Raw genomic sequence first — 14,412 nt, forward strand, 5'->3', positions numbered from 1 at the left:
TCATTCCCTGCTTGCTCCAACCTTCTCGGTGCTGAAAACCGAACTTTTGAACACGCATTTATATGGGACGATAGGAAAGGGGTAATTAAAATGAGCGAAGCAGTGAAACCAACTGCAGCAGCAGCGCAGAACGGACAGCCTGGCGCAGGCGATGCGCTGTTCCCGACGTATGCGAGATACCCAATCTCGCTTGTGAAGGGCGAAGGCAGCTGGCTGTGGGATGACAAAGGCAACAAATACCTTGACTTCGTCAGCGGCATTGCCGTGACGAACTTGGGTCATGCGCCGAAGCGCGTGAAGGAAGCGGTTCAGAAACAGCTCGACGAACTGTGGCATGTTTCCAACCTGTACCACATTCCGAACCAAGAGGCTGCAGCGGCGCTCATTACGGCGAATAGCGCAGCTGATGCTGTATTCTTCTGCAACTCGGGTGCGGAAGCAAACGAAGCGGCGATCAAGCTCGCTCGTCGTTACCAGCAGAAGGTGCTTGGCAACGGTAAATACGAGATCGTAACGTTCGAGCAGTCGTTCCACGGACGGACGCTGGCGACGTTGACAGCAACTGGCCAAGAGAAGGTCAAAGAAGGTTTTGCTCCTCTGCCGGAAGGCTTCAAGTACATTCCGCTGCATGATCTCGCAGCTCTGGAAGCAGCAGTTACAGATAAGACGGCTGCTGTTATGCTCGAGCTCGTTCAAGCAGAGGGCGGCGTTTTCCCAGTTGATCCGGCTTACCTGCACCGTCTGGTGAAGCTGTGCCGCGAGCGCGGCGCATTGCTCATCATCGATGAGGTTCAGACGGGCATGGGTCGTACGGGCAAACTGTTTGCGCATGAGCACTACGGCATTGAACCGGACATTTTCACGATGGCAAAAGGTCTTGGCAGCGGCTTCCCAGTAGGCGCGATGGGTGCGAAGGAAGAGCTTCGTGCAGCATTTGGTCCTGGCAGCCATGGCTCGACGTTTGGCGGTACGCCAATTGCGACGGCAGCGGTTAAAGCAACGCTCGAGACGATCCTCGAAGAGCATCTCGCAGAGCGTGCAGCTAAGCAAGGCGAATATTTGATGAGCCAGCTTCGCGCTAAGACAACGCACAGCTCGTTCGTGAAGGATGTACGCGGCCTCGGCCTGCTTATCGGCATTGAATGCGCGGAGCCTGTTGCTCCAATCATTACGGAAGCGCAAGCGAAAGGTCTGCTCGTATTGTCGGCAGGACCAAACGTGCTTCGTCTGCTGCCGAACCTGCTCGTGTCGAAGGAAGAGATTGACCAAGCGGTTACGATACTAGCACAGCTGCTGAATGCTCAAGGCTAAGTTTCCGATATAGATGAAGTTATTCTAAGCTTTTAGGAGGTACAAGCATGCAACAGTTGAAGGAAGAACTGGCATCGTCACTCAAAGGACGCGATTTTCTGGCGCTGGCGGATTACTCGTCGGAAGAGATTCGCTATTTGATTGACCTGGCCATTGATATTAAGCAAAAGCAAAAAGCAGGCGAGATCTACCAGCCGCTCAAAGGCAAAACGCTCGGCATGGTATTCGAGAAATCGTCGACGCGTACGCGCGTTTCGTTCGAAGTTGGCATCTACCAACTCGGCGGCCAAGGCTTGTTCCTCAGCCGTAACGACCTGCAGATCGGCCGCGGCGAGCCAATCTGGGATACGGGCCAAGTACTGTCCCGTTATCTGGATGGCATCATGATCCGTACGTTCGCTCACAAAATCGTTATCGACTTGGCGCGAAGCTCCACTGTGCCTGTTATTAACGGCCTGACGGACGCAGCACATCCATGCCAAGCGCTATGCGACTACCAGACGGTGCTTGAGCACAAAGGCCGTCTCGAAGGTCTGAAGATTGCTTACATCGGCGATGGCAACAACATGACGCACTCGCTGCTCATGGGCGCTGCGAAGCTTGGCATGAATATGTCCGTGGCTTCACCAGAAGGTTACGAGGCAGATCCGGACATCGTTGCACAGACGAAAGCTGTTGCCGCATCTACGGGCTCGGTTATCCAAATGTGCCGCGATCCGCGTGAAGCGATCGAGAATGCCGACGTTGTCTATACGGACGTATGGGCGAGCATGGGCTTCGAAGCAGAGCAGAAGGAACGCGAGATTGCATTCGCGAACTTCCAAGTGAACGAAGAGCTTGCGAAATACGCGAAGAAAGACTATCTGTTCATGCACTGTCTGCCAGCGCATCGCGGCGAGGAAGTCAGCGAAGGCGTTATCGACGGCAAGAACTCGATTATTTATGATCAAGCCGAGAATCGTCTGCATGCGCAGAAAGCGATCATGGCTGCCATCATGTAATAAAGCATTACCTGCTAATCATTCGCTGCAGGCGCCACCCCGCGCCTCGCGGCATGACATTATCAATAAGATCGAATATAGAGGAGCGTAAGAAATCATGGCAAAGCAAAAAATCGTACTCGCCTACTCCGGCGGTCTGGACACTTCCGTTATTCTGAAATGGCTGAAAGAAACGTATGATGCAGAAATCATCGCGTTCACAGCTGATATTGGTCAAAAGGACGAACTCGACGGTCTCGAGGCAAAAGCACTCGCAACGGGCGCATCCAAAGTTTACATCGATGACCTTCGCGACGAGTTCGCACAAGACTTCATCTACCCAATGTTCCAAGCTGGCGCATTGTATGAAGGTCAATACTTGCTTGGCACGTCGATCGCGCGTCCGCTCATCGCGAAGCGCATGGTTGACATCGCACGTGCAGAAGGCGCAACGGCTATCGCACACGGCGCTACGGGCAAAGGCAACGACCAAGTTCGCTTCGAGCTGACGGCTGCAGCGCTTGCACCGGAAATCAGCGTAATCGCACCTTGGCGCAACGAAGAATTCCGTGCGGAATTCCCAGGCCGCGCTGAGATGATCGCTTATGCAGAGAAGCACGGCATTCCAGTAACGGCATCCGCTGCGAAGCCTTACTCGACAGACCGTAACCTGCTGCACATCAGCTTCGAGAGCGGCATGCTCGAGGATCCATGGTTCGATCCAAGCGCTGACTCCGTTAAAGATATGTATGTTCTGAGCGTATCGCCTGAAGATGCGCCGGACCAATCCGAATATGTTGAACTGACGTTCGAGCAAGGCAACTGCGTAGCGATTAACGGCGAGCAACTGAGCCCGCTTGGCGTTATGGAGAAGCTCAACGAGCTCGGCGGCAAGCACGGCATCGGCCGTGTCGACATGGTGGAGAACCGCTTTGTCGGCATGAAGAGCCGCGGCGTGTACGAGACGCCAGGCGGTACGATCCTGTTCACGGCTCACCGCAAAATGGAATCGCTCACGATGGACCGCGACGTTATGCACCTTCGCGACGGTCTGATCGCGAAATACGCTACGCTCGTATACAACGGCTTCTGGTTCGCGCCTGAGCGCCTTGCTCTGCAAGCGCTCGTAGCGGAAAGCCAGAAGAACGTAACAGGCGTTGTTCGCCTGAAGCTGTACAAAGGTAATGTAATCGGCGCTGGCGTTCAAAGCCCAGTCAGCCTGTACAACCCTGACATCGCAACGATGGAAGCGGACCCTACGCAAGCGTACGACCAAGGCGACGCTACAGGCTTCATCCGTCTGAACGCGCTTCGTCTGAAAGTATCGTCCGGCGTAGAGCAAAACCGCAAATAATTTTTACTTCAAAAATCAGGAATAAGGGTCTCATCAGCAGACTCTTATTTCTGTGTATTAGGACATAGAGGAGTGTTTGACTAGTGAGTAAACTATGGGGAGGCCGGTTTACCAAGAAAACCGACCAACTGGTTGAGGAATATACAGCTTCGATTACGTTCGACAAAGAGCTGGCAGAAGAAGACGTACAAGGCAGTCTCGCACATGTAACGATGCTCGGCAAGCAAGGCATTCTGCCTGCTGACGACGTGGATACGATCAAGGACGGCCTGCACCGCGTGCTGCAGCGCATCAAGCGCGGCGATTGGGAATATGCGATCGCTGACGAAGATATCCATATGAACATCGAGAAGGCGCTTATCGACGATGTAGGGCCAGTCGGCGGCAAGCTGCACACGGGCCGCAGCCGTAATGACCAAGTCGCGACGGATATGCACCTATACCTGCGTAAGCGCGTAGTCGAGTTCGTTGATCTTCTGCAAAAGCTGCAATCAGCGCTTCTGGAGCAAGCCAAAGCGAACATCGACACAATCGTGCCAGGCTACACGCACCTTCAGCGTGCGCAGCCAATCCTGTTCGCTCATCATCTGATGGCATACGTATCGATGTTCGGCCGCGATGCTGAGCGTCTGCAAGACAGCTACAAGCGTATTAACACGCTGCCGCTTGGCGCAGGCGCGCTCGCAGGAACGACGTTCCCGATCGATCGCCACTTCGTTGCGAAGCAGCTGGGCTTCGATCGTGTATACGAGAACAGCCTTGATGCTGTAAGCGACCGCGACTTCATTCTGGAGTTCCTGTCGCACGCATCGATAATCATGATGCACCTGTCGCGTCTCTCCGAAGAACTCATCCTCTGGTCGAGCACGGAATTCCGCTTCGTTGAGCTGGACGATGCATTCTGCACAGGCAGCAGCATCATGCCGCAGAAGAAGAACCCGGACGTGCCAGAGCTCGTTCGCGGTAAGACGGGCCGTGTATACGGCAACCTGATCGGTCTGCTGACGGTGCTCAAGTCGCTGCCGCTCGCGTACAACAAGGACATGCAGGAAGACAAAGAAGGCATGTTCGATACGGTACGTACGCTGCAAGGCGCACTTCAGCTGTTCGCGCCAATGATCACGACGATGAAAGTGAACAAGGACGTTATGCGTCAAGCAGTCAACCAGGACTTCTCGAACGCAACGGACATCGCAGACTTCCTCGTGAACAAAGGTCTGCCTTTCCGTCAAGCGCATGAAGTGATCGGCAAGACAGTACTGTACTGCATCCAGCAGGACAAATATCTGCTTGATCTGACGCTCGAAGAGTTCAAGCAGTTCTCGCCGCTGTTCGACGATCGAATCTACGAAGTTCTGCAGCCAGCGAACGTTGTGAATGCCCGCAACGTATACGGCGGTACAGCTACGCCGCAAGTTACTGATGCAATTGCGCGCGCAGAGCGTGAGCTCGATGCAACGGCTGCTTGGGTAACGGAGTTTGCGGAGAAAAGCCGCTAATTAAACAAACAAATCCAGTATCATCCAAAGCACCTTGCCTAAAACGGCAGGGTGCTTTTTTTTGCAAGAATAGTACGAACGTATGTTCCTATAATAGGCGAGAGTTGATATAATGGCAGAACAACCAGCAGAACAGTACAGAAGGCCCATCGTAGGCTGAGGCCTCCTAGAAGAGAACGTTCAAAAAGCTGAAAACCGTACTTTTTGAACACGCGCTAGAAGGGGGTGGGAGGATGGAAGTGTATCAGGCGTTGACGCTCATGATCTCGTTCGCGATGCTCGTGGTGACGGTGCTTGCGTTTCATAAGAAGAAGTAGGTCGCTTACCATGCTGGCACGGCGTCTGCCTATGCTGTTGTACAAGCCTGAAGAGCGGCTTCGTTCCGCCGCTCCCTTTATCTTTGTTCCGCCTAATTTTTGGATTTTATCAACTGTCGTATTGCCATCGCCCCCGAGGAAGTGCTATGATGGAACCACTTTAAGCCAGTGCTTAGAGCTTTGAAGTTCATTATGCTTAGGCCTGTATACCAGGGCCTCATCTTTAGGAGGTATCCAACCCGATATCATGTGGAACTAATTCATTGTCGTTTATGAAATTCGAATAAACTACGACAACGAGCTTTGCTTAGGGCGGAGCGGATTAGGGATACGTGTGTCTGTTGGAGAATACTCCTTGCTGATATTGCGATACGAATACGGTCTATTTGATGCTAGGCATATGCCTTTGTATTTCTAGACAGCTGTATTCATGACGCAGCTTTTTTTGCCGTACGTAATATAAGGCAGAAGGGTCGGCAGCAAACAACACCACATTTCCGTCTATCCGAGCCGCAAGCAATATGCTTGCGGCTTTTTGATATTCATCGAGGCTCATATCGAGCCTAAGCATTAGGTTTCATCTTGGTTAGTTGTCATCATTCGAATGTCATTGCCCTTGTCAGTAGTAGAAATAGAGAACAACAAAGCGGGGATGCATATGACAACACTTATTAGCGTACGTAATTTGAAAAAAAGCTTCGGCGACCATACGGTGCTAAGCGGCATTAACATTGACATAGCTGAAGGAGAAAGAATCGGTCTTGTCGGCATGAACGGTGCAGGGAAGACGACGTTAGCGAATCTGTTGTTTGGCGGTCTTCAGCCGGACGATGGCATGATTAGGGCGCATCGACCGAACCTGAACATCGGATACCTTCTTCAGTCAACCTCTTATACAGTCCACACTTTCGCCGGAATGGGAGCAATGAGCGGTGATCAGGGAGGATTAAGCGACACGGAGCGGTTCCTCGAGCTGACGAGCCAGCTTGGGCTTGCGAAGGTTCGACACTGGGATGAGAATCGTTTCGAGGGCTTAAGCGGCGGCGAGAAAACGAAGCTTGCAATCGCGGACATTTGGGCATCCAAGCCGGATGTACTGCTGCTTGATGAACCAACGAACCATCTCGACCTGCAAGGCGTGGAATGGTTAATCGACGAGCTAAAGGGCTTCGAAGGGACGGTCATCGTCATTTCCCATGATCGGCATTTCCTTGACCGCGCGACGAAACGGACGATTGAGATCGACGATGGCAAATTAACGAACTATCCGGGCAACTACACGTTCTACCGTGAGGAGAAAGCGCGTCGATATGCGAGCCAACTGCATCAATATATCGAGCAGACGAAGTACGAGCGGAAGATTCAAGAGGAAATCGCGCGTCTGAAGCAGTGGTCCGACAAGGCACATCGAGAGGCAGGCAAGGTTGGCAAAATGGCTGAGATGCGCGCCGGCGTCAAAGAGTTCTACCGTTCGAAGGCGAAGAAGATGGACCAACAGATCAAATCCCGCATTCATCGTCTCGAGAAGATCGATCTTGAAGGGGTGAAGAAGCCGAAGGAAGAGGCAGAGGTCCGATTCGGGTGGGACCAGCCGGCGAAGCGGGGACGGCGAATCATCGAAGCGCTGCAGCTAAGCAAATCTTTCGGAGAGCGGACGTTGTTCGACAACAGCTCCTTCTTCGTTCAGCGCGGCGAGCGGATCGGTCTGTTTGGCCCGAACGGTTGCGGCAAAACAACGCTGCTTCGCATCCTTACCGGAGAAGAGACAGCGGATGCAGGCCGCATGTGGGTAAGCCCTGCGGCAAGTATTGCATACCTTACGCAGGACGTATCGGATTTGAAACCGAATCAGACGGTATTGGCGATGATTGAGGATGCGTTTCCTAATCGCGAGCAGCAGAGTGAAGTTCGCACCATGCTTGCTAACATGGGATTGGATGAGTCCATCCTGCGGCGTTCAATCGGAGACCTCAGTCTCGGAGAACGGACGCGCGTGAAGCTGGCAAGGCTCATTATGCAAGAACATGACGTGCTTGTCCTTGATGAGCCAACGAACCATCTCGACCTGCCGAGCCGCGAGCAGTTGGAGCAGGCGCTCAGTGATTATGCGGGCACGCTGCTGGTCGTCTCCCACGACCGCTACTTCGTCGAACGGATCTGCGATAAGCTGCTTGTGTTCAATAACGGAACCATCAGCAAGCAGGAGAGCGGTCTTAAGGAGTACACGGACAAAATCTCGCAAAATCCACCTGGAGATATGAAGACCGTCGAGTCCTCTTCCGCATCGCAGTCCGGAATGAGTGCAGAGGAACGCAAAGAGCAGTTGATGCTGCTCGACAACCAGATTGCCTATGTGCTCGGCGAACTGGCGAAGCATGTGCAAGGCGACGGGCGCTACGTAGAGCTCGACGCCGAGTTCCGCGAGTTGGCCGCGCGCAAGCGCACGCTCCTGCAGAAGTAATCAGCTTATAATCCTTTCGCTATTCATCAAAAAGCAGCCGCCCACACAAATGTGCTTGGGCGGCTGCTTCGTATCTACAGACCTTTATGCGCTTGGCGCCTGAGCTCCTACGCCATCCTCAATGATCGGCGCTTGCTCAGCATCATTCGATGCGCCAGGTCCAAGCTTGCCTTTCGTCTCCGTCCCTTTGCCTACGCTGACGAGTGTTGGCTGCGCATTATATTTATCCTTCGACAGTCGTTCACGGGATACCACTTTGCCGTCTCTCACGAGCGTGCGGTACGTCTCTACGACATAACCTTGCTTGCCTTGCTGCGTGATAAGACGTCCGCCTGGCGGAAGCGTATCGCTCACTGTCTCGCGGATTGTAGGTTCAATCGTGCTGGTCGTTACCGATTCGATGTCGTAGCGGACATTGTCCGGCATCGTGCCGAACAGCTTCACGGTCAGTTTGCGATCCTCAACGACGGTGCGGATGATGAGATGCTTGCCGGTTGTATTGCGGAAGCGGAAGTCAATCGCACCGCTTGCGAACGTTGCATCCTGGCCGATCGGCAGATACGATACCGGCAGCGAGTGGTTGCGCCGCTCGACGATATCGAGGCCAGCACGGATAATCGCGTTGTACAGTGTACTGGAAACTTGGCAGATGCCGCCGCCAATGCCTGGAACGAGCTTGCCGTTCTGGATAACTGGCGCTTCGCGGTAGCCGTATTTTTTCTCCGTAGCAGCCACGATCTTACCATAACTGAACACCTCGTCAGGCGCTAGCTCAACATCGTTCAGCGCCTTGGCTGTTGACGTGACATTGTAGGCACGGCCTTCCGCACTCGACGCGAAGTCAGTAGTGAATGACATGATCATTCGGTCAATGCCTTCGGCTTTGAGTTTCTCGAGCGTTACTTCTGGCTCAACGATTGAGATAGGAAGCGGAAGATGAAACCCACGTGTCGATAATGCAGCGAGATCGGCAGCAAGAACACTTGCGGATGATTGGGCCTCCTTGATCCACGGATCTACTTGGTTATGCAGTGAGGTAAGGTCAATACGATATGCGTTGGTGGAAGGGGTGTAGACGACCCGGTCGTTGGCTGTAATAACTCGAGTGGCATTGGTAGGAGCGCTGGTGTCTATCCAGCCCCACTCCTTCTTAACGGCATCGTCGAATACTTCGGTATCGGATGAGTAGTTGATAGATAGCGTCTTCTCGAAGGAATGGCGGTAGCGTGTACGGTCGATGAGGCTGCCTTTCTCCAGCTTCTTCAACGCAGCGATCGCAGAATTTGCATCAACATGGTAGCCCAGCTCCTTCAACGTCCATTCCCGAGAATCGGTTGAATCTAGAGCCTCGTTCGCAAGCACGACGATCTGCTGCTTCTCCCAGCTGTCCGCATAATGTGTTAGCAAGTCGGCTGCCTCATCGATCTCCATCCCGCCAAGCTGAATGCCGCCCGCAGTAACGTCCTCAGGCACTTTCGAATCGTTCGCATACAACGACAACGCTCCCCAGCCGGCAGAAGCAACCAGCAGTAAGCCCAACACAACGATGAACACCACGTGGATACGTTTCATTCCTTGTTTGCTCCTCCCACAGTCCCCGGACAAGTGCGGCAGCACAGCCGGGTTCTCGTTATTCACATGACAACCTTTGATTGACGCCTCTGCACCTCTTCAACTAAGCGACCTAGCCCATCACACAGCCTCCCAAACATTGGATAAATTTAAGACGCAAGGACAAGTTCAGAAGTTACGGTACATTAGGCAGGCTGCCGCCTAAAAATAAGGTAAAGATATGAAGTTCGTCCCTTGTGCATGAAAACATTTCAACGCTTACGGCGTCATGGAATCGACGTTTTCCGCGTCGTTATCGTGTCGACAGGGATTTGGATTAGAATTGTTAAAAACGCGGAATCTGACGGGATTTTAGAGGATTTCGCATATTCCTGTCGAAATACTAGCGTCGACAACTTACAGGATGTGATACCGTGATTGAAATGCAGGATATATGGAAGACGTATGCGGATGGCACTCATGCGCTCCGCGGCGTCTCTGTTCGAATAGATCGCAACGATTTCGTTTACCTTGTCGGTCCGTCCGGTGCGGGCAAATCGACGTTCATGAAGCTGATCTATCGTGAGGAAGTGCCGTCGAAGGGGCAAATCTCCGTCAATGGCTTCAATATAGGCAAGCTCAAGCCGCGCAAAATTCCTTATGTACGCCGGAATATCGGCGTTATTTTCCAAGACTTCAGACTGATGCAGAAGATGACTGTTTATGAAAATATCGCCTTCGCCATGGAGGTTATCGAAGCGCCGAAGAAGCTTATCCGCAAGCGTACGATGGAAGTCATCGAGCTTGTAGGCCTGAAGGGCAAACACAACAGCTTGCCAACGCAGCTGTCGGGCGGCGAACAGCAGCGCGTTGCAATCGCTCGCGCAATCATTAACAATCCGTCTGTTATCGTAGCGGATGAACCGACAGGCAACCTTGATCCGGAGACCTCATGGGGCATTATGAACTTACTGGAAGAGATCAATTTCCGCGGCGCGACGATCATTATGGCAACGCATAACCGTGAAATCGTGAACTCGCTTCGTAAGCGCGTTATCGCAATCGAGAATGGCGAGATCGTGCGCGACGAAGCAAGAGGGGAGTACGGTTATGAAATTTAGAACCATCGTTCGTCATTTGCGAGAAGGGGTTAGGAATGTCGTACGCAACGGCTGGATGTCGTTCGCATCGGCCTCCTCGATTTTTATCTCACTGTTTATACTAGGTGTTTTCCTGCTGCTCTCCTTGAACGTGAACCATTTTGCCGAACAGATCGAGAGCCAGGTTCAGATACGTGTGTTCCTGCAGTTAAATGTTGACCAGAAGACGATTGACAAGCTGAACAACGATATCGGCAATATGGTTGATGTGAAGAGCGTTGAATTCATCTCCAAGGATGAAGGGCTGGAGGTGCTTCGCACCAGTCTAGGCGAGGACGCTGATTATTTGCTTGAAGGGTTCGATAAGGCCAACAATCCACTGCCGGACTCCTTCACAGTCGAAGTGTTCGAGCCGAAGACGATTGCAGACGTTGCGAATAAGATTAAGGCACTCAACAACGCAGACGCAACGAAGCCGATCATGAACGTCAAATACGGACAAGGTACGGTCGAGAAGCTGTTCAAGGCGACCGATGCCGTACGTAATGTCGGCCTCATCATTGTTGTTGGTTTGGCGGTTACGGCTATGTTCCTTATTTCTAACACGATTAAAGTTACGATTCTAAACCGTCGCCGCGAGATTGGTATTATGAAGCTCGTTGGTGCGACGAATGCCTTTATCCGTTGGCCATTCTTCATCGAAGGCGCTCTTATCGGTTTCATCTCATCGCTGATTACCGCAGGCGCTTTGTTGTACGGTTATGTGAAGTTGATAGCGATGACCAAGTTCGATCTTGGCCTCGCGATGATTACGCTTGTGGAGTATCACGATATTGCATTCCTATTGACGGTTTCACTTGTAGGTATCGGTACGTTGATTGGCGTTTGGGGCAGTACCATTTCGGTACGCAAGTATTTGAAGGTGTAGGTGATCAAGCGTGAAAAGGTCAGGAACGTGGAAGAAGGCGACGGCTGTCACGACAGCGCTCCTAATAGCGGCAACCGTGTGGCAGACGGGGACAGCAGCTCCCGAGATTGAAGCGGCCTCCAAAATCAGCGAGATCAACAAACAGTTGGACGCTCTTAAGAAACAGTCAGATGCGGCGGCTTCTACCCGCAAAGCAGCGGAGAAGGAAAGCAAAGACGTGCTTGCGCTCAAAAATCAGGCCGCAAGCTCGGTGAATGAGATTCTCAAGCAGCTTGATCAGGTTGGGCAGCAAATAAACGGCGTGCAGAAGCAAATCAATCAGACCGAAGATGACCTGTTGCAGGCTGGACAAGCGCTTGAAGAAGCAGAGGATCGCGTGGAGAAGCGGGACAAAATGCTTCAATCCAGACTGCGGCTTATGTATCAGAATGGCGTCGTCTCTTATCTTGATGTGTTAATGAGCTCGACGAGCTTCACAGACTTCGTCGACCGCTTCGACGCGCTTCAGGCGATCGTCAACCAAGATAAAGATGTGCTGGAGCAGCACAAGAAGGATAAAGCGCTCGTTGCGCAGAAGAAAGTGGAAATCCAGAATAAGCTGAGCGACGTGAAGGACATGTACGCGAAGCTGAATGAATATCAAGGTGTACTGGCTCAGAAGGAGAAAGCGAAAGAGAAGCTTATCGCCCAGTACAATCAGAAGATGGAAGAGCTTGAAGACATCAGCGAAGAGCAAGAACAACTCATGGTGGATAACGCTAAGAAGATCGCTGATCTGGAGCGCAAGAAGCGCGAAGAGCAGAAGAAGCAGACGGTATTCTACACCGGCGGTGCGCTTGCTGTTCCACTGAAAACGTCCTATCGTGTCAGCTCTGGCTTCGGCTATCGTACTCATCCGATTTTTCATACGAAGAAGCTTCATGCGGGCATTGATTTGGCTGCTCCTGAGGGCACGAGCATCTATGCGGCTGAGGGCGGCGTTGTCATTACGGCTGGTTGGACCAGCGGTTATGGCAACACGGTTATTCTTGACCATGGCAATGGCTTGTGGACGCTTTATGGCCATATCCGTAACGGCGGCATTAAAGTCAAAGTGGGCGAAACCGTTAAGCGCGGCGAGAAAATCGCAGAAGTCGGTTCAACGGGCAACTCGACCGGCAACCATCTCCACTTTGAGGTACGTGTGAACGGAACGCCGAAGGATCCAACTAATTACTTGAAATAGAAGAAGCAAAAGCGACATATGAGACGGAGTCACGCTAAGTGGCTCCGTTTCCACATGTTCAGCTGTAAATAAAACGGAAAAGCTTGTCATATACTACTAGTTGTGCTGAGTGCGGCTGTTGGCTATAAGCAGCGGTCGAGAGGGCTGGAGATGGACAAACAAGGTGGTGGAGATATGCGTTTCAGAATGCGTACGCTAGCCGTATTCGTCGTTTTAACAATGATGATTTCGGTTTTAGGAACGCTTATGGCAACTGACAAATGGGTCATGAAGAAGCTGAGTGGCATTCCTGCTGCCAGTGAAACGGCTTCTGACGGCGAAGGCCTAAGCGAGAAGGAATCAGCTAAGCTTGGAGCGGTCATGGATTTGATCGAGGACAAATATTACAAAGACGTCGAACGCGAGGATGTCATTAATGGCGCGATTGCAGGAATGATGGAGTCGCTTGGTGATCCTTACTCGGTCTATATGGAGAAGGATACAGCGAAACATTTTTCTGAATCGATAGGCGGCTCTTTCACGGGAATTGGCGCGGAGGTCACGCTTGAGAATGGCAAGGTTGTTGTCATTGCGGCGATCAAGGATTCTCCGGCTGCGCGTGCGGGTGTACTGCCCAAGGACGTGCTCCTCTCTGTTAATGGGGTGAAGCTCGAAGGCTTGCAGCTGAATGATGCTGTGGCGAAGATTCGCGGGCCGAGAGGAACGAAAGCGAAGATCGAGATTCAGCGTACTGGCGTCAACAAGCCGATTCGGCTGGAGCTCGTGCGCGACGATATTGATGTGGAGACGGTTTACGCTTCTATGAAGGAAGACAAGGTCGGCATCATCGAGATTCGCCAATTCTCCAAGAATACGGCGGAGCGCTTCGCAGAAGAGCTGAAGAAGCTTGAGGACCAGGGCATGAAGGGTCTCGTTATCGACGTGCGCAATGACCCAGGCGGCGTGCTGCCGGTCGTTATATCGATTGCTGAACCTTTCATTGCGAAGGGCAAGGCGATTGTGCAGGTAGAGGATCGCGAAGGCGATAAGGAAACGACGGATTCGAAAGGTACTGGACGCAATTACCCGCTAGCCGTTCTAATTAATGAAGGCAGTGCGAGCGCGTCCGAAATATTGGCGGGAGCGCTGCAGCAATCGGCAGGAGCGGTGCTCGTCGGCTCGAAAACATTTGGCAAAGGCACGGTGCAAGTGAACTATGACAAGTCGCTCGGCGACGGCAGCTTGGTCAAGATTACGATCGCCAAATGGCTGACGCCAAATGGTACATGGGTACACGAGAAGGGTATTGAGCCCGATGTTGCCGTTGCTGCGCCTGAGGTGTACAAATCGGCGAAGCTGTCCCGTACAGAGAAGCTGAAGAAGGATCAAATCGGTGATGACGTGCGCAGCTTGCAGCAGATGCTGAATGCGCTTGGCTATAAGACGGACCGCAGCGACGGGTATTTCAGTGAATCGACGGACGCTGCCGTACGGCAGTTCCAGCAGTCATCCGGTCTTCCGGTGACGGGCGTTGTCGATAATGCGACAGCGGATGTACTGGAGAAAGGCGTCGTGGCGTGGATTCGCAATTCGTCCAACGATGTTCAGTTGAATTCTGCGCTTAGCGCAGTTCGCGAGAAGCTGAAGAAGGCCAGCTAATCGCTTATAAGGGCCTCAACTACCACTTAGCTGTGGAGTTGAGGTCTT

11 protein-coding genes are annotated in these 14,412 nt (G+C 52.5%); 10 read left to right on the forward strand and 1 reads right to left on the reverse strand.

What is annotated here, in order from left to right:
• Positions 1–90 precede the first annotated feature (90 nt).
• From argD to abc-f, 6 genes are all read left to right on the forward strand, one after another.
• Entirely contained in the window at positions 91–1,311 is a 1,221-nt protein-coding gene (gene argD / locus H8B09_RS18970; protein ID WP_191205103.1) for an acetylornithine transaminase, read from the forward strand.
• A gap of 47 nt (positions 1,312–1,358) precedes the next feature.
• Positions 1,359–2,312 (forward strand): ornithine carbamoyltransferase, encoded by a 954-nt coding sequence (argF, locus tag H8B09_RS18975; RefSeq protein ID WP_191205104.1) that lies wholly within the window; start codon positions 1,359–1,361, stop codon positions 2,310–2,312.
• 97 nt (positions 2,313–2,409) lie between these two features.
• Positions 2,410–3,645, forward strand: a complete 1,236-nt coding sequence (locus H8B09_RS18980) for an argininosuccinate synthase (RefSeq protein ID WP_191205105.1) — start codon at positions 2,410–2,412, stop codon at positions 3,643–3,645.
• Between the two features lie 83 nt (positions 3,646–3,728).
• Positions 3,729–5,144, forward strand: coding sequence for an argininosuccinate lyase (gene argH / locus H8B09_RS18985; protein WP_191205106.1), 1,416 nt, complete (start codon positions 3,729–3,731; stop codon positions 5,142–5,144).
• A gap of 233 nt (positions 5,145–5,377) precedes the next feature.
• Positions 5,378–5,461, forward strand: a complete 84-nt coding sequence (locus H8B09_RS31300) for a putative holin-like toxin (RefSeq protein WP_219993687.1) — start codon at positions 5,378–5,380, stop codon at positions 5,459–5,461.
• A 658-nt stretch (positions 5,462–6,119) separates the two neighbouring features.
• Complete coding sequence (gene abc-f / locus H8B09_RS18990) at positions 6,120–7,922, forward strand: ribosomal protection-like ABC-F family protein (RefSeq protein ID WP_191205107.1); 1,803 nt, start codon at positions 6,120–6,122, stop codon at positions 7,920–7,922.
• A gap of 84 nt (positions 7,923–8,006) precedes the next feature.
• Here abc-f and H8B09_RS18995 read toward each other — a convergent pair whose 3' ends face one another.
• Positions 8,007–9,494, reverse strand: a complete 1,488-nt coding sequence (locus tag H8B09_RS18995) for a VanW family protein (RefSeq protein WP_191205108.1) — start codon at positions 9,492–9,494, stop codon at positions 8,007–8,009.
• A gap of 413 nt (positions 9,495–9,907) precedes the next feature.
• Between H8B09_RS18995 and ftsE the strand changes: the two genes are divergently transcribed.
• The 4 genes from ftsE to H8B09_RS19015 all read left to right on the forward strand — a co-directional run bounded on the left by ftsE (position 9,908) and on the right by H8B09_RS19015 (position 14,364).
• Positions 9,908–10,594 carry a cell division ATP-binding protein FtsE gene (ftsE, locus tag H8B09_RS19000; protein ID WP_191205109.1) on the forward strand — a complete coding sequence of 229 codons (687 nt, stop codon included), beginning with the start codon at positions 9,908–9,910 and terminating at the stop codon, positions 10,592–10,594.
• Entirely contained in the window at positions 10,584–11,501 is a 918-nt protein-coding gene (ftsX, locus tag H8B09_RS19005) for a permease-like cell division protein FtsX (protein ID WP_191205110.1), read from the forward strand. Before ftsE ends, ftsX begins: the two co-directional genes overlap by 11 nt.
• A gap of 10 nt (positions 11,502–11,511) precedes the next feature.
• Positions 11,512–12,726 (forward strand): murein hydrolase activator EnvC family protein, encoded by a 1,215-nt coding sequence (locus tag H8B09_RS31060; protein ID WP_191205111.1) that lies wholly within the window; start codon positions 11,512–11,514, stop codon positions 12,724–12,726.
• 174 nt (positions 12,727–12,900) lie between these two features.
• Positions 12,901–14,364 (forward strand): S41 family peptidase, encoded by a 1,464-nt coding sequence (locus H8B09_RS19015; protein ID WP_191205112.1) that lies wholly within the window; start codon positions 12,901–12,903, stop codon positions 14,362–14,364.
• The last annotated feature ends 48 nt before the right edge of the window (positions 14,365–14,412 follow it).

The organism is Paenibacillus terricola, from assembly GCF_014779765.1.
GTDB lineage: Bacteria > Bacillota > Bacilli > Paenibacillales > Paenibacillaceae > Paenibacillus_T > Paenibacillus_T terricola.

Excerpts from the sequence above, each read along its gene's own strand:
- H8B09_RS31300 (WP_219993687.1), top strand. The coding sequence starts at position 5,378 with ATGGAAGTGTATCAGGCGTTGACGCTCATGATCTCGTTCGCGATGCTC.
- argF (WP_191205104.1), top strand. The coding sequence starts at position 1,359 with ATGCAACAGTTGAAGGAAGAACTGGCATCGTCACTCAAAGGACGCGAT.
- ftsX (WP_191205110.1), top strand. The coding sequence starts at position 10,584 with ATGAAATTTAGAACCATCGTTCGTCATTTGCGAGAAGGGGTTAGGAAT.
- abc-f (WP_191205107.1), top strand. The coding sequence starts at position 6,120 with ATGACAACACTTATTAGCGTACGTAATTTGAAAAAAAGCTTCGGCGAC.
- H8B09_RS19015 (WP_191205112.1), top strand. The coding sequence starts at position 12,901 with ATGCGTTTCAGAATGCGTACGCTAGCCGTATTCGTCGTTTTAACAATG.
- H8B09_RS18980 (WP_191205105.1), top strand. The coding sequence starts at position 2,410 with ATGGCAAAGCAAAAAATCGTACTCGCCTACTCCGGCGGTCTGGACACT.
- argD (WP_191205103.1), top strand. The coding sequence starts at position 91 with ATGAGCGAAGCAGTGAAACCAACTGCAGCAGCAGCGCAGAACGGACAG.
- H8B09_RS18995 (WP_191205108.1), bottom strand. The coding sequence starts at position 9,494 with ATGAAACGTATCCACGTGGTGTTCATCGTTGTGTTGGGCTTACTGCTG.